Below are 20,543 nucleotides of genomic sequence, written 5' to 3'. Positions count from 1 at the left end.
GGATCTTATTGTGAAATCCCGGATCGGGAGTGGAGAGAAAGATTGAGTCTATTGAGCCAGGTTAGTGCCTCCCTGTTGGCCCCGAACGACCTCGACGAAGGGCGGCTGCAGCAGCTGCTCGGCAGCCTGATGAGCCACCAGGTGGAGTTCGGCGATCTCTATTTCCAGCGCAGCTGGCACGAGTCCTGGATGCTGGAGGACGGCATCGTCAAGGATGGCAGCTACAACATCGACCAAGGGGTCGGGGTACGCGCCGTCAGTGGCGAGAAAACCGGCTTTGCCTACTCCGACGAGCTGAGCCTGCTGGCGCTGCAACAGTCGGTCACTGCTGCCCGCGGCATTGCCGCTGCCGGTGCCCAGGGCAAGGTGAAGGCCTGGGCTCGTACAGAGGCCAACCTGCTCTATCCGGCCATGGATCCCCTGCAGACCCTCGACAAGCACCAGAAGATTGCCTTGCTGGAGCAGATGGACAAGTTCGCCCGCAGTCTTGATCCCGTTATCAATCAGGTGATGGCCTCCATCAGCGGTGTCTATGAAGAGATACTGGTGGCAGCCACCGACGGTACGCTCGCTGCTGACATACGCCCCCTGGTTCGGCTGTCGGTGACCGTCATCGCCGAGAAAGGCGAGCGCCGCGAGCGTGGCAGCGCCGGTGGTGGTGGTCGTTGTGGATATGACTATTTCCTGGAGCTGGACGGGCTGGAGAGCCGCGCCTTTGGCTATGTGCGCGAGGCCGTGCGTCAGGCGCTGGTCAACCTGGAGGCCATTGATGCTCCCGCCGGCACCATGCCGGTGGTACTCGGTGCCGGCTGGCCCGGCGTGCTGTTGCACGAGGCCGTGGGCCACGGCCTGGAGGGGGATTTCAACCGCAAGGGCTCGTCTGCATTTGCTGGCCGCATCGGCGAACAGGTGGCCTCCAAGCACTGCACCATAGTCGATGACGGCACACTGCCGGGTCGGCGCGGATCCGTCTCCATCGATGACGAAGGGACGCCGGGCGGCTACAACGTCTTGATCGAGAACGGTATCCTCAAGGGTTACTTGCAGGACAAGCAGAACGCCCGCCTGATGGGGGTTCCGCTCACAGGTAACGGCCGCCGCGAATCCTACGCCGCCATGCCGATGCCGCGCATGACCAACACCTATATGCTGGCGGGTCAGTACGATCCGGCTGAGATCATCGCCTCGGTGAAGAAGGGTATCTATGCTCCCAACTTCGGCGGTGGTCAGGTGGATATCACTTCCGGCAAGTTTGTCTTCTCCGCCTCCGAGGCCTACCTCATCGAGGATGGCAAGATCACTACCCCCATCAAGGGCGCGACCCTGATAGGCAATGGTCCGGAAGCCATGAGTCTGGTTTCCATGGTGGGCAGTGATCTGGCACTGGATCGTGGTGTCGGCGTCTGCGGCAAAGAGGGACAGAGCGTGCCGGTCGGTGTCGGCCAGCCCACACTCAAGCTGGATCAACTCACAGTGGGCGGCACCCAGTAAGGGGTTTAACCCACCATGTTGTCAATGACCCCGGCCATGTGCCGGGGTCATTGTTTTGGGTAGTGCAAGCCAGACAACAAAAAGCCCCGGCGACTGGCCGGGGCTGCTGGATACGGGTGACAGTGTCAGTTGACCGATATGGCTCTGGCATCGATGTAGAAGCGGGCATTGCCTTGTTGGTCGACCCTGATTTGGGCCACCAGACGATCGCTTTTTTTGTACTCCCATCGGGTTTTTATCCGGGCCAGGGCTGGGCTGGCTACACCAACTACATTCAGATATTCATGAAACAGGCTGTAGCTTCCAATTTCGGTCAGCATCTTTTCCATCATTTGCACATCTCCTGAAGTAAGTGGGCGCCTGCCTGCAAACCTAACAACTGATCTCTGAACCGAATCTGTATGAAAAACACACTAACTCATTTGTGTGTCAATAACATGATCAGGCGCAAGATCAGTGGCGATTTGTGAGGTTTTTTGACACCGTTTTCAGTCAGGGGTGGCGCGGCTCCTGTCGTTGATCAGGGGTGTTTGGCAGGGATGGCAAGGAAGGCGTGGAGTGTATCGAGTGTGCGCCGTGGAAGACAGGATCCTGTGCCACTTCCTTGATGCCGTTGATACAGAATTGCATGCCCATGCACACCAGCAGAAAACCCATGATCCGGGTCATGGCATCGATGCCGGTGGCACCGAGGATCTTGCAGACCGGATCCGCCAGCTTCAATACGCCCCAGCTGATCAGACTCATCAGGGCAAACGCTGTGACCATGGCGCCGTAGATGGTGAGGCGGTTGTACTCGTCGGGCAGCTCGGCAATCTGGGCTGCCCCGCTGATCACCAGCGCCATGGTACCCGGCCCGCACATGCTGGGCATGGTCAGTGGCACGAAGGCGATGCTCTGGTTGATATCGACCCCGTTGGTCTGACTGGGGGCTGGGAACAGCATGCGAAAGCCGATAAAGCCGATAAAGCCGATGATGAGACCCCCTGCCAGCCGCAAGCCCGGAATGGATATCCCGAACAGATCCAGAATGGAGGAGCCGATAAAGAAGGTGATGCAGAGGGTGAAAAACAGATAGATAGCCGCCAGGTTGACCTGGCGGCGTACATGCTCCCGCGACATGCCCTTGCTCAGCCCCAATAGCAGGGTGGCCGTGGTTGGCGGGTTGACCATGGGCAGCAGCGCCAGCAAGGCGAGAAATACGACTTGAAAGAACATCTTGAGCCTCGGATAACGGAATTGGGTGACAGTCTGAGCCAGGTATTCGCCTGGCCCTAAGGGGGGAGGCTATCCTATGTCGGCCGTACTGAACACAAGGACAATAAAAAAGCCCCGAAGATGTCCGGGGCTTTTTCGTTGGTCAGGCGGCTTGTGGCGCCGTCTGCCGCTGGTTGCGCTGTTGCAGCCACAGCAGCAGACCGATGGCAAAGCCCAGTGCCGACAGGCTCACCACATAGTGGGAGGGCGCCAGCACGTCGTTCTTCATCCACAGGGTCACCAGCATGGGGGTGAGGCCGCCGAAGATGGCGTAGGCCACGTTGTAGGAGAACGACAATCCCGAGAAGCGGACTATCGCCGGGAAGGCGTTGACCATGACGTAGGGCACGGCCCCGACAATTCCGACCGCGAAGCCCGCCAGCATGTAGAGCGGTACCAGCTGCTCAGTGCCCGCTACCAGACCGTGATAGAAGGCGTAGCTGGAACCTGCCAGCAGCAATGAGCCCAGCATGAAGGTGGGGCCGCTGCCGAGGGCATCGATCAGCCTGCCATAGACGATGCAGCCCAGGGTCAGGGCCAGGATGGCCAGGGAGTTGGCGGTCAGGGCATCGGCCGGACTGATGCCATGTACCTTCTGCAGATAGGTGGGGGTCATCAGTATCACCACCACGATACCGGCGGAGAGCAGCCAGGTCAGCAGCATGGAGATCACCACGCTGCCCTTGTGGCTGCGCAGCACCGTCTTGAGCGGCAGCTCCTCCGCCAGCGCCTTGTTGGCCTGCATTTCGGCAAAGACAGGGGTTTCATGCAGCCAGCGGCGCAGATACATGGCGACTATGCCAAAGATACCCCCCAGCAGGAAGGGAACCCGCCAGCCCCATTCACTCACCTCGGCCGGAGTCAGGTTCTTGTTGACCGCGGTGGCGATGAGGGAGCCGAGCAGTATGCCGGCAGTCAGCCCGGCGGTGAGGGTGCCACAGGCGAGCCCGACCCGGCGGGCGGGCACATGCTCCGCCACGAACACCCAGGCGCCCGGTACTTCACCACCGATGGCGGCTCCTTGCAGGATGCGCAAACCCAGCAGGGCCAGCGGTGCACCTATGCCCAGTACCGCATAGGTGGGCAAAAGGCCGATCATCAGGGTGGGCAGCGCCATCAGCAGTATGCTCAGGGTAAACATCCGCTTGCGGCCGATGAGATCGCCAAAATGGGCCATGATGATGCCGCCAAGGGGGCGAGCCAGATAGCCGGCGGCGAAGATGCCGAAGGTCTGGAACTGGCGCAGCCACTCGGGAATATCGGCCGGGAAGAACAGCTCGCCGATCACCACGGCGAAGAAGACGAAGATGATAAAGTCGTAGAATTCGAGGGCTCCGCCGAGGGCTGCCAGGCTCAGTGTCTTGTAATCCTGTCGGTTGAGGGGGCGGCTGTGGTCGTAAGCTTGCGTGACTGTCGTCATATCCTTATGTTTCCCATCGTTTTTTTAGTTATTGTTCCCCATCCTTTCAGGGGAGACGCTCATTACCGAGGGTATGGTTTTGCATCCCGGTATGTAAATCGCACAATTCGCAATACAGTCTTGCAGCTTTTTGGTGCAGCAAGACCGGCAACATCATGACGAAGAGACAGTGGGAGAAATCATGACGAAGAAAAAGGTGCTGCTCTCCTGGAGCAGTGGCAAGGACAGCGCCTGGGCACTGCACAAATTGCAGCAGGATCCGGCCATCGAGGTAGTGGGGCTGTTTACCACCCTCAATCAGGCTTTCGAGCGGGTGGCCATGCACGGAGTGCGCAAGCAGTTGCTGATGCAGCAGGCCGAGTGTGTGGGGTTGCCGCTGACCACCCTCGATCTGCCCTGGCCCTGCACCAATGAGGATTACTCCCGCATCATGACCGATTTCATCGCGAGCGTGGTGGCGCAGGGGATCCGCCACATGGCGTTTGGCGACCTCTTCCTTGAGGATGTGCGCGCCTATCGGGAGAAACAGCTGGTGGGAACGGGCATAGAGCCCTTGTTCCCGCTGTGGGGCAGCAAGACGGACGAGCTGGCTCGGCAGATGATGGCGGCGGGGCTGAGGGCCAGGATCAGCTCCCTGGACCCGAAAAAGCTGGATGCCAGCCTGGGCGGTCACGATTTCGATCCTGCCCTGCTGGCGGCCTTGCCGCAGGGGGTGGATCCGTGCGGCGAGAACGGCGAGTTTCACACCCTGGCCTATGATGGTCCCATGTTTCTGCGCCCGTTGACGATGTACGTGGGAGAGACGGTGGAGCGGGACGGCTTCATCTTCACTGACTTGTTGCCTGCGGACTCCGCCGCCTAGTCGAGGTTGGTCTCCTTGTCATCGTTGTAGCGCAGTGCAATTTCGTGAAACAGCAGGTGGATGCGGGCGAAGGCATCCGTGATGTCGGGATCGAAGTGACTGCTGCGCCCCGCCAATATGATGGGGACCACCTCCGTATGGGACATGGCCGCCTTGTAACACCGCTTGCTGATGAGGGCATCGTACACATCTGCCAGTGCCATCAGTCGGGCCGACAGGGGGATTTCATCCCCCATCAGACCATAGGGGTAGCCGGTGCCATCCCATTTCTCGTGGTGGTAGCAGGCGATCTCCTTGGCTAGCCGCAGAAACTCGACCTCCACTCCCAGCGCTTCCTCTGCGTGGACTATGGCCTCCTTGCCGAGGATGGAGTGGTGCTTCATCTGGGTGAACTCATCCGCATCCAGCTTGCCGGGTTTGAGCAGGATCCGGTCCGGTACGCCGACCTTGCCGATATCGTGCAGGGGGGCAGACTTGAACAGCAGATCTATGGTCTTGGGAGTCAGCTCTGCACGAAAGCGAGGGTGATCGCACAGGGTTTCCGCCAATAGCTTCACATAGTGCTGGGTGCGCAGTATGTGGTTGCCGGTCTCGTTGTCCCGGGTCTCGGCCAGAGAGGCGAGGGAGTGGATGGTGATGTTCTGGATCAGCTCGTTTTCACGGGTACGCCGTTCCACCTCCTGTTCCAGATAGGCGTTTTGGTCATGGAGCAGATCCCGTGCAGCTTTCAGCTCAAGGTGGTTTCTGACGCGGGCCAGTACGATGGCGGGAGAGATAGGCTTGTGGATATAGTCCACGGCGCCGAGTGCCAGTCCGTGCGCTTCTGCGCTCTCCTCTACCTTGGCGGTCAGGAAAATCACCGGAATATGCCGTGCCTGCGGCATCTCCTGCAGTGCCTGCATCACCTGATAGCCATCCATCTGGGGCATCACCACATCGAGCAGGATCAGATCCACCCGGGTGCCTGATGACAGTATCTCCAGCGCCCGCTGGCCACTGATGGCCACCTTGATCCGATAGTGCGGGCCCAGCAGGGCGCTGAGCAGGGAGAGGTTTTCAGGGGTGTCATCGACCACCAGCAGTGTGGGTTTGGTGTCGGGATCCAGCAAGTTGAGCATAGTGGTGCCCTCACTCTTGGTTGAACAGATCGGGCCTGAGGGCCCGGACTTGTTGCAGGTGTGCCAGTGCATCCGTAAAACGGAAGCGGGTCATGGCGTCTGCCATCGTCGATGCTGTTTCTCCCAGCTGTCCAGTCAGCTGTTTCTGATGTTGCTGGAACAGGGTCAGTGCTTCTGCATCATCTTCCACCAGCAGTTGGGTCAGCTGCGCCAGCAGGGGCGCTATGTCTGTTGGCTCTTGCTCCGGCAGGTCGGGGGAGGGCTGGGTGGGCAGCAGGGCCAGCACGCCATCGCTCAGTTGCTGTTGCATCTGCAGCCCCTGTTCGGCCAGCGGTAACAGGCTGGTGGTGTCGTCTCCGCGGGAGAGCGCACTCTCCAGCCTGGCCGAGATATCTCGCAGTGGATCGGCGCCCAGAGTGGCGGCAATCCCTTTGAGGGTATGGGCTTGCCGATGGGCTTCCTCCCGGTCGTCTGTCTGCAGGGCGGTGATCAGACTCTGCATGGGTTGGGTTCCCTGTTGGGCGAACCGTTGCAGCAGGTCCTGATACCACTCCCAGTTGTGCATCAGCCGTTGCAGGGCTGCCTCGGCATTGAGCCCGAGCGCCTTTAGCTGCGGCAGCAAGGGCAGGTCCTGTGGCGAGGGTGAGGTCTTGCGTGTTGCATCGGTTTCACGACTGAAGGCGGGCACCCAGCGCTGCAGGGCGGCATAGAGCTTGTCGGGGTCGATGGGCTTGGCGATGTGGTCATCCATGCCCGCAGCCAGGCAGCGCTCTCTGTCACCGGCCATGACATTGGCCGTCATGGCAAGGATGGGGATATGCTGCCCCGCGCCTTCCTGTTCGCGCAGCTGACGGGTGGCGGCCAGTCCGTCCATCACCGGCATCTGCATGTCCATCAGGATCAGGTCGTATAGTTGTTGATCTGCCATTTTCAGGGCTATGGCACCATTGCCGGCGATGCTGACGTCGGCTCCCACCGCTCGCAGCAGCTCCATCGCCACCTGCTGGTTCAGCTCGTTGTCTTCTGCCAGCAGTATGCGGAGTCCGTCGAAGCGATTGTTGTGGGTGGGCTGGGGGGGCTTCAAGGTGATCGCAGTGGTTTGATGGCCAAACAGCCCTATGATGGTATCGAACAGCACTGAGGCACACACCGGCTTGACCAGCACCCGGTCAAAGCCGGCAGCCTGGGCTTCGCGAAAGACCTCTTCCCGCCCATAACCCGTCACCATGACCCGATAGAGCCGCTTGCCAAGACCGCGGGCGATGAGGCGGCGCCCCGTCTCTATGCCGTCCAGCCCCGGCATGTGCCAATCCAGCAGCACCACCTCATAGGCGTTACCTTCCTGCTCGGCGCTGGCGATCATCTGCAACGCCTGCTGACCCGATTCGGCGGTGTCCACCACGAAGCTCATGCTGCGCAGCAGGGCAGCCAGTATGGTGCGGGCGCTGGCACTGTCGTCGGCCACCAGCATGCGGCGACCACGCAGGTCCAGACTCGGCAGATAGCGTGATCTGTATCTGCCACGGCCGAGTCGGGCGGTAAACCAGAAGGTGCTTCCCTTGCCCGGTTCGCTCTGCACGCCGACCTCGCCCCCCATCAGTACCGCCAGTTCGCGGGAGATGGCGAGCCCGAGGCCGGTGCCGCCGTATTTGCGGGTGGTGGAGCTATCCGCCTGCTGGAAAGACTGGAACAGCCGCTGCTGCTGCTCCTGGCTCATGCCGATCCCTGTGTCCTGCACCGAACAGTGCAGCAGCACCTCTTTCGGCAGTTTTTCCAGGCAAGTGACCTTGACCAGTATCTCCCCCTGCTCGGTGAATTTGACCGCATTGTTGGCGTAGTTGATCAGGATCTGGCCGAGCCGGAGGGGATCGCCATAGAGCAGGGTGTCGAGCTGGTGGTCGACCTCGAACAGCAGCTCTATGCCCTTGGCTTCGGCCTTCTCGCCCACCAGGGTCGCCAGATTTTCCAGCACATGGTCGAGATCGAACTCGATCTGCTCCAGATCCAGCTTGCCCGCCTCTATCTTGGAGAAGTCGAGGATATCGTTGATGATGCCGAGCAGGTGCTGGGCCGAGCGCTGGATCTTGCCCACATAGTCGGCTTGCTGCGGATCGAGCCGGGTTTGCAGGGCGAGGTGGGCCATGCCCAGGATGGCGTTCATGGGGGTGCGGATTTCGTGGCTCATGTTGGCGAGAAAATCGCTCTTGGCCCGGGTCGCGCTTTCTGCCAGCTCATAGGCCTGCTCAAGCTCCTGATTCTTGGTCTGCATCACGGCGAACAGCTCATCCCGGGTCGGTTCGGCGAACTGCTGCTGCATCTGCAACAGCAGAGCGTCATCGGGCCAGTGCGGCAGGTGGCACACCAGGGCGATGTCACTGTCAGAGTGAGGAACCAGCCGGATGTTGCCATGGGCAGCGCCGGACGGGCTGTGCTGCAGTGGCTCGTCTGCCGAGAGGGAAACCCACAGCTCCTGCGTATGGCTTTCCAGCCACAGCTGGAGTTGCAGCGAGTCGGTGGTCGCCGTCAGCTGGCGCACCAGCTCCGAGGTGGTACCCGCCAGCGGCGCCACGAAGGTGGGGTTCTTGTCGATGCAGGTGAGCACCTGGATCACCTTGCGTCTGGCGGTGAGGGCTGCCGCCGGGCCAGAGAGTCTGATATCACCGATCCGCTGCCGCATCTAGCGCTCCTTCTCCGGTTGTACCCGCAACACGATGCAACTCGCATCGTCCGTGCTGCGGCCGCTGTGGTCTATGACTTGACGGGCCAGGATGGCGGGATCCGCCCCCAGATCCAGTGCGCCGTCACGCAGGTTGAGCGACTCGCTGATGCCATCCGAATAGAGCATCAGCACATCCCCCGGCTCCATGGGCTGGCGTTGCAGCAAGGGGGTGGGGAAGCGCTCCCCCAGCACACCATCGCGGGAGATGCCGCGCCAGAGGTCATGGCCGCGCAGACAGATGCGGGTGTTGCCGATACCGGCGTAGCTCAGTTCCCCCCGTTCACTGTTGACCAGGGCTATGCCAGCTGCCGCTCCCCGGGTACCGATGCAGTGTTGGTGCAACAGCTGCAGCAGAGGTGCCGGCTCCTGCTCATGGGTGTTTTGCAGCGTCTCTTCCAGTGTCAGTGCCAGCTTGTTGGCCGAGGTGCCGTGGCCGCTGACATCGATCAGTACCAGCAAGACGCCGTCGGGGGAGGGACGGATAAAGACCAGATCGCCGGAGACCTTTTCCGGATAGCAGGGCCTGTTTTCGCTGGCCCATGCCAGTTTCAAACCAGACTGACCCCATGGCTGGGTTGGCATTGTGAGGCGTATCGTCGAGGGTGCCGAGCCCAGCCACTTGCGAGCCTGCACCAGGGTGCCCCCTTCCGGCGGTGTGCTGATGGTGAGCTCTGACATCATGCGCCGCACGCCGGGCAGCCCCAGTCCCAGGGTGCCCGAGGTGCTGTAGTGATCCTGCAGGGCCTGATGCACATCCGGTATGCCGGGCCCTTTGTCACGGGCGATGATGTCGATGCAGGCTCGTCCCTTGGGGTGATGGAGGGTCAGGGTGATCTCCCCCTGCCCGGCGTATTTCAGGATATTGCTGCCAAGCTCGGAAACCACGGTGGAGAGCATGGCACGATCCACGTCAGACAGGCTGGCGATAAAGGGGAGTCGACGCACTGCCATCACCGTCAGGTGCAGATCGATATCGTGGCGCAGCGGATAGTTGGCCTCCTGAGTCGCATGCTCTTGCATCATGGCGGTTTACTCCCCGCCCTTGAGACGGCGGACGTGGGCGAAGGCGTCGTCCATGTCGATGAAGCAGCGCAGCGGCCCGGGCTGCGCTTCGGCCAGCGCCAGAAACGCGGCGATCCCGGCATTGAGCCCCACCAGCAGGCAGATGGCGCCTAACAGGCGGCACACCTCGGCCAGCTTGCGTACCTGTCTGAATTCATGGTGATCCAGCAGCATGACGCCGGAGAAGTCGAGCAACACTGCATGGTGACGTCCGTGTACCAGTCGCTGGGAGAGGGCTTGCATCAGCATCTGCATGCCATCGTCACCGAGATCGGGACGCATGCTGACCACTATGCAGTCGGCCACATCGGCGATGCCAAGATCGTTGTTGAGCTGCATGGTCATGGCCGCATCCTAGAGGGTAGAACCGACCCGTTTGAGCGCTATTTCGAAGGCATCTCTCAGGGTTGCCGTGGTGCGGACGTCACCGACCGACACCCCCAGCTCCACCATGGTGCGGGCAATGGCGGGAGAGACTCCCGAGATGATGGCCTCACAGCCCATGAACTGGGTTGCCTTGGTGATCTTGATCAGCTGGTTGGCGACGCCGGTATCCACGGTGGCGACACCGGCAATATCCAGCACGAAGACCCGGGCCCGGGTTTCGGCAATCTTGGTGAGTGACTTGTTCATCACGTCGGCGGTGCGCATTGAGTCGATGATCCCCACCAATGGCAGCAGCAGGATCCCGTCCCAGATAGGGGTGACAGGGGTCGACATCTCCTGCAGCGACTTGTGCAGCTCCTCGCGTACTCTGGCGGCCTCTTCCGCTTCCACCATGGCACGCTTGAGCTGACGGTGCTGCTCCACCTGCGCCGTTATGTCGGTGGCAAATTTGACGATTTTGCTGGGCTTGCCGTTCAGATCCAGCACCGGGTTGTAGGATCCCTGGATCCAGACCTCCTGTCCCTGCTTGCCGAGCCGGCAGAATTCGCCTGCGAGAAACTCGCCCCGTCGCAGCGTTTCCCAGAAGGTGCGGTAATCCGCCGACTGGGCGTAGTCCGGGTCAACCAGCAGCCTGTGGTGCTGGCCCTTCAGCTCCTCCAGCCTATAGCCCACAATGTCGAGAAAGCGTGGATTGGCATCCAGTATGGTGCCATCCAGCGAGAACTCCACCTTGCCCATGACCCGGCTCAGGGCATTGAGCTGGCCCTCGAAGCTGGCAGTGAGCTGCTTCTGCCCGGTCAGATCCATGGCGTAGACGATGATGCGGGTCAGCTGCCCCTCGGCATCCAGAACCGGGCTGCGGGCACCCCGGATCCAGATATCCCGCCCCTGTTTATCCAGCAGGTGAAACTCGCTTTCCTGTGACGTGCCGCTGCGCAGCGTCTCCCAGAAAGTGTCATAAGTGGCAGATTGAGCCTCATCCGGGGAGAGCAGTATGTCGTAGTGCTTGCCCTTTAGCTCATCCAGCGGGTAGCCCATGATGGCGATAAAATGAGGGTTGGCATCCAGGATCTGCCCCTCTGGAGAGAGTTCGAGCCGTGCCAGCACCTGATCGATGGCGTCCATCCCGGCCTGATGAGGGGAAGGGGCCGAGCCTGTGGTCTTGGAAGAGGAAGTGTGCGCGTCCATGGCATCTCCAGTGAGAGGGAGTCGTTGATTTTGATGTCAATAAAGGGTGCTAAGCAGTTATAGCCCACTCCGGCTCTTCCGGCTGGAATAAAGGGTCAAAAGAGGCTTGTCATCTTCCGGTTGCTGGATGTTTATTCCGAGGGGACAAAACAGGGCGGGATCTGTCCACCGAGCCCAGTTTTGTGGCGAGTTTCACGGTTTGCATCGGCAGCATGGGGCAGGATTGGCACCCTGTTTCATTCACGTCATGAGTTGTGCCATGCCCGCTTTTTCCCGTCTTGCCCTGATAGCATCTCTGTTTGCCGCCACCTTCAGCCTGCCCGCCCTGGCCGATCAGGTTATGACCAGCCCGGCTGGTGTCACGACTGTGACCCTGGCCCAGCAGGCTCCTGTTCACTGGGTCTCGGTAGCGCAGATTGCCAAGAGTCTGGATGGTCTACCCCCGATGGCGGTAGGTTTTGATATCGACGATACCCTGCTCTTCTCCAGTCCGGGTTTCTATCGCGGCAAGCAGGAGTTCTCGCCCAACGACGAGAGCTATCTGAAGAACCCCGCCTTCTGGGAGAAGATGAACAACGGCTGGGATGCGTTCAGCATGCCGAAAGAGGTGGGCAAGGCGCTGATCGCCATGCACCTCAAACGCGGCGATCACATCTATTTCGTCACTGGCCGTTCGGCCACCAAAACGGAAACCGTGAGCCAGACCCTGCAGCAGACCATGGTGATCCCGGCCGATCGACTCAATCCGGTGATCTTCGCCGGCGATCAGCCGGGCCAGAACACCAAGGTGCAGTGGCTCAAGGATAAAGAGATAAAGGTCTTCTACGGCGATGCGGACGGGGATATCAAGGCTGCGCAGGAAGTGGGCGCCCGCGGCATTCGGCTGCTGCGGGCGGCAAACTCCAGCTATCGCCCACTGCCGCTGGCTGGCGCCCTGGGAGAAGAGGTGATCGTCAACTCCCAGTTCTGAGCGGCGTAACCGCTATAAAAAAGCCGGATCCTGTCAGGATCCGGCTTTTTAGTGAGTCTGTGGCGCGGAGGTTGGCATCGTGGCATGGGTTGCCGACAAGTTCCCCTTGTTAGCGGACGGCGGTTTATTCCGCCCAGGGCATCTCGGGCAGGGAATCCAGAAACTGGGCGTAGCGCTCGAGGTTGAAGGGGCCCTGTTCAGCCTCCATTGCCATCAGCTCGGCCCCGAGGGCGCAGGCAATATATTGCAGCGCCTCTTCCCGTGGGGTGCCCTTCATCACCAATCGCATCAGGGTCGCCTTGACCTGCAACGGATGACCGTCGATCAGCTGGTTGTCGACCATCTCCAGCAGGGTTTGCTCGTCAAAGAACTCGGTGGATTCGCTCATGGTGTACTTCCTCGTGATGCCATAAAAGATGCCAGTATAACGAAGCTGGCATTAACACATTGAAATATTGCGATAAAAACATTTCTGTGGCGCCAGTTTTTGTTACTCATACTTATCCGTGGGTTTGCTGTCAGCAAACGAAAACCATCATAAAATTGCATGGACGGATATCAATATGCCCACCATAGACTCCCTGTTATCCCATCCCCAAAACCTGCCCAATGTACCCGAAGTCATGCGCGATCTGGTGCAGACCTTCAATGAGAAGGAGCCGGATATTCTGTTGATCGCCAAGAAGATCAACAAGGATCCCGTCATCTCTGCCAAGCTGCTGCGGCTGGCCAACTCCGCCAAGTTTGGCGGCAATCGTCAGGTTGCCACCGTCAACGAAGCCGTGGTGCGGCTCGGAGTCGATGTGGTACGCAACATGGTGCTGGCCTGTGGCCTGACTGGCTCTATTCATTCGGTGCCCGGCATCGATCTCAGGCATTTCTGGGGCAACGTGTTCGATGTGGCCGAGCTGGCCAGATTGCTGGCCAGGCTAAAGGGCATGAAAGGGGAGGAGGTGTTTACCTGTGCCCTGCTGTTCGACATGGGGCGCCTCATCATGCATGTGGGTCTGCCGGAAAACATGGTTAACCACATTCAGGATCTTGAACCCAGCAAGGGACGCGCCAAGGCAGAGGAGCTGGTGGTTGGTTTCAACTATGCCCAGACAGGGGCCGAGATGGCCAGACGCTGGCAATTTCCCCTCAGTATCTGCCATGCGGTGGAGTACCACTACAACCCCATGCTGGCCAAGGAGTTTTCTGTCGAAGCTGGCCTGATCCATCTGGCCATCGCCCTAGCGGCCCAATCGGATGTGGGGGAGGTAGCGCCGCCCGAGTGGCCAACTCAGGTGGCAGACAGACTCGGTCTCCCATGGTCTGACTGCGCCGCCGTGCTGGTGGCGATGCGGGAGCACGGCAATGGTTATGCGGGTTTGCTGGCGGCCTGAGCCCGCTCATATTGTCACCGGGCCGCAATGCGGCCCTTTTTCATGGGGTTTGCCTTGCCAACCCTGCGGTGCAGAGGCAGTCTTGAAGGCCTGTGTTTTCTGAAAGAGCCCTTGTCATGATCCTCTCCGAGCGCCTGCTGCTGCGCGAACTGACCATCGCCGATGCCCCCTTTATCCTCGAGCTGCTCAACGACAGCGATTTCCACCGTTACATTGGCGATCGCGGTGTGCGTACCCTGGCGGATTCCGAACACTACATCCAGCAAGGGCCTGCGGTCAGTTATGCTCGCCATGGCCACGGCCTCTATCTGGTGGCGCGCAGAGGTGATGAAGCCAAGATCGGCATCTGTGGTTTGATCAGGCGAGACACTCTGCCCTGTGAAGACATTGGCTATGCCTTCCTGCCCGCCTATCGTGGTCAGGGTTATGGCATAGAAGCGGCGAAGGCGGCGCTGCAGGACGGCCGGGAAAGGTTGGGGATTGTGCGTGTCATCGCCATAGTCACACCGGGCAATGAACGATCACTGACACTGCTGGCCAAGCTGGGGCTGGTACAAAGCCGGCTGGTCAAGTTGAGCGAGGATGCCGACGCGTGTCTGCTGCTGGAGGCTGCAGGAGCTGAAACGAGCCTGGCTTGAGGTATGCAACGGGGGGGGCGGCTGACAGTCAGTGATGGAAGGCGATGCTGACGGCGCAGGTTCAGGAGAATAAACAGGAGTTGAAACAAAGAGGCCGCCGTGAGTTGCGGCCTGTCTGCATCGGGTGCTGCCGGAGGGCAGGCAGGATCAGTTGAGGTCTTCGATGGAGAACTCGCCAGCGATACCATCACAGGAGATGGCGAAACCGCCGCTGAAGCGGGTGCTGAACTGGATCAGGAACGCATCGGAATCCTGCTCTTGCACAGGCAGGTTGATGGGTTTGCTACGACGCAGGGGTTTGTGTGTATGTATGGTTTTCATCATGGTATTTCTCTATATAAATTAAGTGTTTTCTCCTTGTGTTGGCAAATGTCAGGTTAATGGACGCGGTTGACTTTGTGGTCAACAAGCGCGCAGGAATACCCAGCCCTGTCAGGGGCGTCTGCACTATCAAGGAATATGCTGATGCATAAATCAAATTGGGTGGGCAGAGCGGGTCTGCGCCGTGAGAGCCGGGCAACGCAGGCAGACAGCCTGACGGTTCTCGAGGCGAGTAAATCAGAGGGAGGTTATGCGGATACTGACAGGATTCATCGTGAGTGAAGCATTGCAGGGTAAACATAAACAGGGCTGATTAACTAGCCGGCGCGCATTCTCTCCTCGATATGAATAAAAAGCAAACAATTATTTGGTGATTTTGTGCCAGATCCGTTTTTGTTGTGTTCTCCGAGAGAAAAAGGGCTCCCGTCGGGAGCCCTTTTTCAGCAGGTCAATCACTGTCAGACGGTGACTCAGTAGTCGCCGCTGGCCTTCTTGGCGGCGGTGATCATGGGGGTAATGGTCATGCCCTGCACCACGATGGAGAACATCACCACAGAGTAGGTCATCACCAGTATGACCTGACGCAGATCGACGTTGTGCTCGGGTATCATCATGACACCGGAAGGCAATGCCAGCGCCATGGCCATGGCCAGACCGCCACGCAAGCCGCCCCAGGTAAGGATGCGGATGGTGAAGCGGTTGTAGGTGCGAAAACGGCGGAACGCCATGAAGGGGACAGAGACGCTGATGAAGCGCGCGGCCAGGCAGAGCGGTACCGCGATAACCAGCAGGATCCAGTCACGCCAGGCGAGATCCAGCAGCACCAGCGCCAGGCCGATCAGCAGGAACAAGAGCGCGTTGAGGAACTGGTCCATCAACTCCCAGAAGTGATCCAGATAGTGGCTACTCTGCTCGGAGAAGCCGGAGTGACGGGTCCAGTTGCCGATCATGATGCCAGTCACCACCATGGCCAGGGCACCGGAGACGCCCATCATGTTGGCAAGGGCAAAGCCGGCCGTCGGGATGCAGAGGGTCAGCAGCAGCTCCAGGGAGCCATCGTCGGTGGCACTGATCATCACGTGGGCGAGCAGCCCCAGCACGGCGCCGAACAAGATGCCGCCGAGGGCCTCGTGCAGGAACAGACCGGCGACGCTGCCGAAGGTCGGTTCAACGCCGCCAAACGCCACGGCAAAGACGGTGGCGAAGATCACCAGACCGGTACCGTCGTTGAACAGGGATTCCCCTTCGATCTGGATGGCGATCTGGGGGGGCGCCTGCATCTTCTTGACGATGGCCAGCACGGCAATGGGGTCTGTGGGGGTGATCAGGGCCCCGAACAGCAGGCAATAGACCAGCGGCAGTTCCCAGCCCAGCAGCTTGGCGATGAACCAGAAGCCGTAACCGATCAGGAAGGTGGAGAGCAGGGTGGAGAAGATCGCCAGTATGGTGATTTCCCACTTCTGGCTGCGCAAGGCCTTGAGGTTGATGCCGATGCCGCCAGCGAACAGCAGGAAGCCCAGGATCCCCTTCAGCAGGAAATTCTGGAAGTCGATGCTCTTCATGGTTTCGATGGCCAGGGGCTCAAGGTTGAACCAACCCAGTTTGCCAAACAGCACCATCAGGGCGGAGATCAGCATGGATCCGGCAGTGATGGCGATGGTGGTCTGGATCTTCACGACATACTGGTTGGCAAAGGCGATCAGGATCGCCAACGCTGCCAAAAAGCAGAGTGTGTAGTAGACGCTCATGGTTATTTTTCTCGTTAGTAAACAGCAAGCACGTATCCTTCGCTGAGGACCGGCATAGGGTACTCTGGGGTCACATGTTACTCATTACCCATTTATGAGTATCCGTCGGTTATTGTGGACTCCGCCATGGACAGATAGACGGCTAGATTTCCATTTGATTTGTTTGCTGCTAGGATGACCTTCACGCAGTTGCATGGATGTAAGAGGAGCGAGCGGTGTTGAACGAAAAGCCGAGCATAAAGTCGGACCCAACAAAGAAACTGGAATCCTGTCTCAAGGAACGGATCCTGATCATCGACGGGGCCATGGGCACCATGATCCAGGGCTACAAGCTGGGCGAGGCGGATTATCGCGGTGAGCGGTTTGCCGACTGGCATACCGACATCAAGGGCAACAACGACCTGCTGGTGCTGACCAGGCCCGGGATCATTCGCGAGATCCACGATCAGTATTGTGCCGCCGGGGCCGACATCCTCGAAACCAACACCTTCAACGCCACTCGCATCGCCATGGCCGATTACGAGATGGAAGAACTTTCGGCCGAGATCAACCGCGAGGCGGCTCGGCTGGCCCGTGCCGTGGCTGACGAGTGGACGGCGAAACAGCCCCACAAGCCCCGCTTTGTCGCCGGTGTGCTGGGTCCCACCAACCGCACCTGCTCCATCTCGCCGGACGTGAACGATCCCGGCAAGCGCAACGTCACCTATGACCAGCTGGTGGCTGCGTATACGGAGTCGACCCATGCCCTGATCGAGGGTGGCGCCGACCTCATTCTGATCGAAACCATCTTCGATACCCTCAACGCCAAGGCGGCTGCCTTCGCGGTGGAAGGGGTGTTTGAGGCGCTGGGTTACAGCCTGCCGGTGATGATCTCCGGCACCATCACCGATGCCTCGGGGCGTACTCTCTCCGGTCAGACCACCGAAGCCTTCTATCACTCCCTGCGCCATGTCAAACCCATCTCGTTCGGTCTCAACTGTGCGCTGGGGCCCGACGAGCTGCGCCAATATGTGGAGGAGCTGTCGCGCATCAGCGAGACCTTTGTGAGCGCCCACCCCAACGCCGGTCTGCCCAATGCGTTCGGCGAGTACGATCTCGATGCGGGTGAGATGGCTGACCATATCCGCGAGTGGGCCCAAAGCGGTTTTCTCAACATGGTGGGCGGCTGCTGCGGCACTACCCCGACCCATATTCGCGCCATGGCTGATGCCGTGGCCGGCATCAAGCCGCGCACCTTGCCGACCCTGCCGGTCGCCTGCCGCCTGTCGGGTCTCGAGCCCCTCATCATCACGGCGGACTCCATGTTTGTGAACGTGGGTGAGCGTACCAACGTCACCGGCTCCGCCAAGTTCAAGCGTCTCATCAAGGAGGGGCTCTACGACGAAGCTCTCGATGTGGCCAAGCAGCAGGTGGAGAGCGGCGCCCAGATCATCGACATCAACATGGACGAGGGGATGCTGGACGCCGAAGCTGCCATGGTGCGCTTCCTGAACCTCATCGCCGGTGAGCCTGATATCGCCCGGGTGCCGGTGATGATCGACTCCTCCAAGTGGGAGGTGCTGGAAGCCGGCCTCAAGTGCGTGCAGGGCAAGCCTGTGGTCAACTCCATCTCCATGAAGGAGGGGGAGGAGAAATTCATCCAGCAGGCCAAATTGCTGCGTCGCTATGGCGCCGCCGTCATCGTCATGGCGTTCGATGAGGTGGGCCAGGCTGACACTCGCACCCGCAAGTTCGAGATTTGCCAGCGGGCTTACCGGATCCTGGTGGATCAGGTGGGTTTCCCGCCGGAAGACATCATCTTCGATCCCAATATCTTCGCGGTGGCGACCGGCATTGACGAGCACAACAACTATGCGGTGGACTTCATCGAGGCGGTGAAGGACATCAAGACCCATTTGCCCCATGCCATGATCTCGGGCGGTGTCTCCAACGTATCTTTCTCGTTTCGCGGCAATGAACCGGTGCGCGAAGCCATCCACGCTGTCTTCCTCTACCACGCCATCCAGAACGGCATGGACATGGGTATAGTCAACGCCGGTCAGCTCGCCATCTATGAAGACATACCGGCGGAGCTGAAGGCCAAGGTCGAGGCCGTGGTGCTCAACTTGAGTGACAGTGCCACCGAGGATTTGCTGGCCATCGCCGAGAAGTATCGTGGCGCCGGTGCCCAGGCCGAGGATCCGCGGGATCAGGAGTGGCGCAGCTGGCCGGTGGGCAAGCGGCTGGAACACGCTCTGGTCAAGGGGATCACCGACTTTATCGAAGAGGATACGGAAGAGGCGCGGGCCGGCGCCGAGAAGCCGCTGCACGTGATCGAAGGGCCCCTGATGGACGGCATGAACGTGGTCGGCGATCTGTTTGGCGCGGGCAAGATGTTTCTGCCCCAGGTGGTCAAATCCGCCCGGGTGATGAAGCGGGCTGTGGCCTATCTGCAACCCTACATCGAAGCCGAGAAACAGGGCGGCTACAGCAACGGCAAGATAGTGCTCGCCACCGTCAAGGGTGACGTGCACGACATCGGCAAGAACATCGTCGGCGTTGTGTTGCAGTGCAACAACTACGAGATAGTGGATCTCGGCGTTATGGTCTCCTGCGAGACCATTCTCAAGACTGCCCGTGAAGTGGGAGCCGATATCATAGGGCTGTCTGGTCTGATCACACCGTCTCTCGACGAGATGGTACACGTGGCCAAAGAGATGGAGCGTCAGGGCTTCAAGCTGCCGCTGCTGATCGGCGGTGCCACCACCTCCAAGGCCCACACTGCGGTCAAGATAGAGCAGAACTACAGCGAACCCGTGGTCTATGTGTCGAACGCGTCGCGCGCCGTCGGGGTGGCCCAGAGCTTGCTGAATCCGGAACTCAAGCCTGCCTTTGTCGCCCGCATCGACAAGGAGTACGAGGTTGCCCGTGATCAGCATGCCCGCAAGCAGCCGAGATCCAAGCCGGTCAGCCTGGCCCATGCCCGAGCCAACCGGCAGCAGCTGGACTGGGTGAACTATCAACCGCCGGCCCCCCGTGAGCCGGGCGTGCAGACGTTTGAGAACGTGCCCGTCTCGGTGCTGCGCCCCTACATAGACTGGACGCCGTTTTTCCTCAGCTGGGAGCTGGCGGGCAAGTATCCGCGCATTCTCGAAGACGAGATCATAGGTGAGGAGGCGACCAAGCTGTTTGCCGATGCCAACGCCATGCTGGACAAGCTGGAGCAGGACGAGAGCGTGCGCTGCGCCGGCATCATAGGTCTGTTTCCGGCCAACACGATCGGCGACAGCATAGAGGTCTATACCGACGAGTCGCGCAGCGAGGTGCGCAAGGTGCTGCACCACCTGCGTCAGCAGAGCGAGAAGCAGGGCTTCCCCAACTACTGTCTGGCGGACTATGTGGCGCCGAAAGAGAGCGGCAAGCCGGACTGGATCGGTGCCTTCGCAGTGACTGGCGGAATCGGGGAAGAGGCCATCGCCACTGCCTACAAGGCGGATCATGACGACTACAACGCCATCCTGATCCAGGCGGTGTGTGACCGTCTCGCCGAGGCCTTCGCCGAGTATCTGCACGAACAGGTGCGCAAGGTGCACTGGGGCTATGCACCCGACGAGGCCCTCAGCAATGAGGATCTGATCCGCGAGAACTACCGCGGCATACGCCCGGCGCCCGGTTACCCCGCCTGTCCCGAGCACACTGAAAAAGGGAGCATCTGGGAGCTGCTGGGCGTGGAGCAGGCCATCGGCATGAAGCTCACCGAGTCCTATGCCATGTGGCCGGGTGCGGCCGTGTCAGGCTGGTACTTCTCCCACCCCGACAGCAAATATTTCGCGGTGGCGCAGATCCAGCAGGATCAGGTGGAAGATTACGCCGCCCGCAAGGGGATGACCCTGGCGGAAGCAGAACGCTGGCTGGGGCCTAACCTGAACTGAATCCCGATCTCCCGAGTGACATTGGTTGATCTTTGACGAGAAACGGCGGCATCCTTGGGCTGGTGG

At 60.1% G+C, this 20,543-nt stretch carries 17 protein-coding genes; 6 read left to right on the top strand and 11 right to left on the bottom strand.

The genetic code is table 11. The annotated features are described in order from the left end of the window. Positions 1 to 42: 42 nt before the first annotated feature. Complete coding sequence (gene tldD, locus OKC28_RS04375) at positions 43 to 1,491, top strand: metalloprotease TldD (RefSeq protein WP_058394778.1); 1,449 nt, start codon at positions 43 to 45, stop codon at positions 1,489 to 1,491. A gap of 125 nt (positions 1,492 to 1,616) precedes the next feature. Here the strand turns inward: tldD and OKC28_RS04370 are convergent, their stop codons facing one another. The 3 genes from OKC28_RS04370 to OKC28_RS04360 all read right to left on the bottom strand — a co-directional run bounded on the left by OKC28_RS04370 (position 1,617) and on the right by OKC28_RS04360 (position 4,168). Next, the gene (locus tag OKC28_RS04370) at positions 1,617 to 1,820 is read right to left on the bottom strand and encodes a hypothetical protein (RefSeq protein ID WP_170321042.1); all 204 of its coding nucleotides are present in this window, start codon (positions 1,818 to 1,820) and stop codon (positions 1,617 to 1,619) included. Positions 1,821 to 1,983: 163 nt separating this feature from the next. Then, positions 1,984 to 2,709 carry a MarC family NAAT transporter gene (locus OKC28_RS04365; protein ID WP_270687697.1) on the bottom strand — a complete coding sequence of 242 codons (726 nt, stop codon included), beginning with the start codon at positions 2,707 to 2,709 and terminating at the stop codon, positions 1,984 to 1,986. A gap of 142 nt (positions 2,710 to 2,851) precedes the next feature. Further along, the gene (locus OKC28_RS04360) at positions 2,852 to 4,168 is read right to left on the bottom strand and encodes an MFS transporter (RefSeq protein WP_113720775.1); all 1,317 of its coding nucleotides are present in this window, start codon (positions 4,166 to 4,168) and stop codon (positions 2,852 to 2,854) included. Positions 4,169 to 4,349: 181 nt separating this feature from the next. Between OKC28_RS04360 and OKC28_RS04355 the strand changes: the two genes are divergently transcribed. Beyond that, the gene (locus OKC28_RS04355) at positions 4,350 to 5,030 is read left to right on the top strand and encodes an adenine nucleotide alpha hydrolase (RefSeq protein WP_270687695.1); all 681 of its coding nucleotides are present in this window, start codon (positions 4,350 to 4,352) and stop codon (positions 5,028 to 5,030) included. Here the strand turns inward: OKC28_RS04355 and OKC28_RS04350 are convergent. Genes OKC28_RS04350 through OKC28_RS04330 form a run of 5 tightly spaced genes read right to left on the bottom strand, consistent with a single transcriptional unit; the run spans position 5,027 to position 11,504 of the window. After that, positions 5,027 to 6,220, bottom strand: a complete 1,194-nt coding sequence (locus OKC28_RS04350; protein ID WP_265454961.1) for a response regulator — start codon at positions 6,218 to 6,220, stop codon at positions 5,027 to 5,029. The two genes, OKC28_RS04355 and OKC28_RS04350, sit on opposite strands and share 4 nt — an antisense overlap. Then, the gene (locus OKC28_RS04345; RefSeq protein ID WP_270687692.1) at positions 6,159 to 8,825 is read right to left on the bottom strand and encodes a response regulator; all 2,667 of its coding nucleotides are present in this window, start codon (positions 8,823 to 8,825) and stop codon (positions 6,159 to 6,161) included. The genes OKC28_RS04350 and OKC28_RS04345 overlap by 62 nt, the downstream gene beginning before the upstream one ends. Next, on the bottom strand, positions 8,826 to 9,890 hold the full coding sequence (locus tag OKC28_RS04340; protein WP_270687690.1) for an ATP-binding SpoIIE family protein phosphatase: 1,065 nt from the start codon (positions 9,888 to 9,890) through the stop codon (positions 8,826 to 8,828). It abuts the gene before it with no gap. Positions 9,891 to 9,896: 6 nt separating this feature from the next. Then, positions 9,897 to 10,268: an anti-anti-sigma factor gene (locus tag OKC28_RS04335; protein WP_333562728.1), complete on the bottom strand. Its 372-nt coding sequence runs from the start codon at positions 10,266 to 10,268 to the stop codon at positions 9,897 to 9,899. A gap of 15 nt (positions 10,269 to 10,283) precedes the next feature. Further along, entirely contained in the window at positions 10,284 to 11,504 is a 1,221-nt protein-coding gene (locus tag OKC28_RS04330; RefSeq protein ID WP_270687685.1) for a PAS domain-containing protein, read from the bottom strand. A 259-nt stretch (positions 11,505 to 11,763) separates the two neighbouring features. Here OKC28_RS04330 and aphA point away from each other — a divergent pair, with 259 nt between their 5' ends. Next, the gene (aphA, locus tag OKC28_RS04325) at positions 11,764 to 12,474 is read left to right on the top strand and encodes an acid phosphatase AphA (protein WP_270687683.1); all 711 of its coding nucleotides are present in this window, start codon (positions 11,764 to 11,766) and stop codon (positions 12,472 to 12,474) included. 124 nt (positions 12,475 to 12,598) lie between these two features. On the opposite strand, the gene OKC28_RS04320 is transcribed toward aphA, so the two are convergent. Continuing rightward, positions 12,599 to 12,862, bottom strand: a complete 264-nt coding sequence (locus tag OKC28_RS04320) for a hypothetical protein (protein WP_005316314.1) — start codon at positions 12,860 to 12,862, stop codon at positions 12,599 to 12,601. 175 nt (positions 12,863 to 13,037) lie between these two features. On the opposite strand from OKC28_RS04320, the gene OKC28_RS04315 reads away from it, so the two are divergent. Both OKC28_RS04315 and OKC28_RS04310 read left to right on the top strand, forming a co-directional pair. After that, positions 13,038 to 13,859, top strand: coding sequence for an HDOD domain-containing protein (locus OKC28_RS04315; protein ID WP_021139542.1), 822 nt, complete (start codon positions 13,038 to 13,040; stop codon positions 13,857 to 13,859). Between the two features lie 116 nt (positions 13,860 to 13,975). After that, on the top strand, positions 13,976 to 14,497 hold the full coding sequence (locus OKC28_RS04310) for a GNAT family N-acetyltransferase (RefSeq protein WP_270687680.1): 522 nt from the start codon (positions 13,976 to 13,978) through the stop codon (positions 14,495 to 14,497). Positions 14,498 to 14,644: 147 nt separating this feature from the next. On the opposite strand, the gene OKC28_RS04305 is transcribed toward OKC28_RS04310, so the two are convergent. After that, a complete protein-coding gene (locus tag OKC28_RS04305) occupies positions 14,645 to 14,821 on the bottom strand; it encodes a hypothetical protein (RefSeq protein ID WP_021139540.1) in 177 nt (58 codons plus the stop codon). A gap of 467 nt (positions 14,822 to 15,288) precedes the next feature. Beyond that, complete coding sequence (locus OKC28_RS04300) at positions 15,289 to 16,566, bottom strand: cation:proton antiporter (protein ID WP_021141116.1); 1,278 nt, start codon at positions 16,564 to 16,566, stop codon at positions 15,289 to 15,291. Between the two features lie 218 nt (positions 16,567 to 16,784). Between OKC28_RS04300 and metH the strand changes: the two genes are divergently transcribed. Beyond that, positions 16,785 to 20,477 carry a methionine synthase gene (metH, locus tag OKC28_RS04295; protein ID WP_442865741.1) on the top strand — a complete coding sequence of 1,231 codons (3,693 nt, stop codon included), beginning with the start codon at positions 16,785 to 16,787 and terminating at the stop codon, positions 20,475 to 20,477. The last annotated feature ends 66 nt before the right edge of the window (positions 20,478 to 20,543 follow it).

Source organism: Aeromonas sp. D3 (assembly GCF_027705025.1).
Lineage (GTDB): Bacteria > Pseudomonadota > Gammaproteobacteria > Enterobacterales > Aeromonadaceae > Aeromonas > Aeromonas salmonicida.
This window is presented reverse-complemented; position numbering and strand designations above follow the sequence as displayed.

What these genes read in the sequence shown, in the direction of transcription:
- OKC28_RS04370 (WP_170321042.1), bottom strand. Translation starts at nt 1,820, where the DNA reads ATGGAAAAGATGCTGACCGAAATTGGAAGCTACAGCCTGTTTCATGAA.
- OKC28_RS04365 (WP_270687697.1), bottom strand. Translation starts at nt 2,709, where the DNA reads ATGTTCTTTCAAGTCGTATTTCTCGCCTTGCTGGCGCTGCTGCCCATG.
- OKC28_RS04360 (WP_113720775.1), bottom strand. Translation starts at nt 4,168, where the DNA reads ATGACGACAGTCACGCAAGCTTACGACCACAGCCGCCCCCTCAACCGA.
- OKC28_RS04355 (WP_270687695.1), top strand. Translation starts at nt 4,350, where the DNA reads ATGACGAAGAAAAAGGTGCTGCTCTCCTGGAGCAGTGGCAAGGACAGC.
- OKC28_RS04350 (WP_265454961.1), bottom strand. Translation starts at nt 6,220, where the DNA reads ATGCACTGGCACACCTGCAACAAGTCCGGGCCCTCAGGCCCGATCTGT.
- OKC28_RS04345 (WP_270687692.1), bottom strand. Translation starts at nt 8,825, where the DNA reads ATGCGGCAGCGGATCGGTGATATCAGACTCTCTGGCCCGGCGGCAGCC.
- OKC28_RS04340 (WP_270687690.1), bottom strand. Translation starts at nt 9,890, where the DNA reads ATGATGCAAGAGCATGCGACTCAGGAGGCCAACTATCCGCTGCGCCAC.
- OKC28_RS04335 (WP_333562728.1), bottom strand. Translation starts at nt 10,268, where the DNA reads ATGCAGCTCAACAACGATCTTGGCATCGCCGATGTGGCCGACTGCATA.
- OKC28_RS04330 (WP_270687685.1), bottom strand. Translation starts at nt 11,504, where the DNA reads ATGGACGCGCACACTTCCTCTTCCAAGACCACAGGCTCGGCCCCTTCC.
- aphA (WP_270687683.1), top strand. Translation starts at nt 11,764, where the DNA reads ATGCCCGCTTTTTCCCGTCTTGCCCTGATAGCATCTCTGTTTGCCGCC.
- OKC28_RS04320 (WP_005316314.1), bottom strand. Translation starts at nt 12,862, where the DNA reads ATGAGCGAATCCACCGAGTTCTTTGACGAGCAAACCCTGCTGGAGATG.
- OKC28_RS04315 (WP_021139542.1), top strand. Translation starts at nt 13,038, where the DNA reads ATGCCCACCATAGACTCCCTGTTATCCCATCCCCAAAACCTGCCCAAT.
- OKC28_RS04310 (WP_270687680.1), top strand. Translation starts at nt 13,976, where the DNA reads ATGATCCTCTCCGAGCGCCTGCTGCTGCGCGAACTGACCATCGCCGAT.
- OKC28_RS04305 (WP_021139540.1), bottom strand. Translation starts at nt 14,821, where the DNA reads ATGATGAAAACCATACATACACACAAACCCCTGCGTCGTAGCAAACCC.
- OKC28_RS04300 (WP_021141116.1), bottom strand. Translation starts at nt 16,566, where the DNA reads ATGAGCGTCTACTACACACTCTGCTTTTTGGCAGCGTTGGCGATCCTG.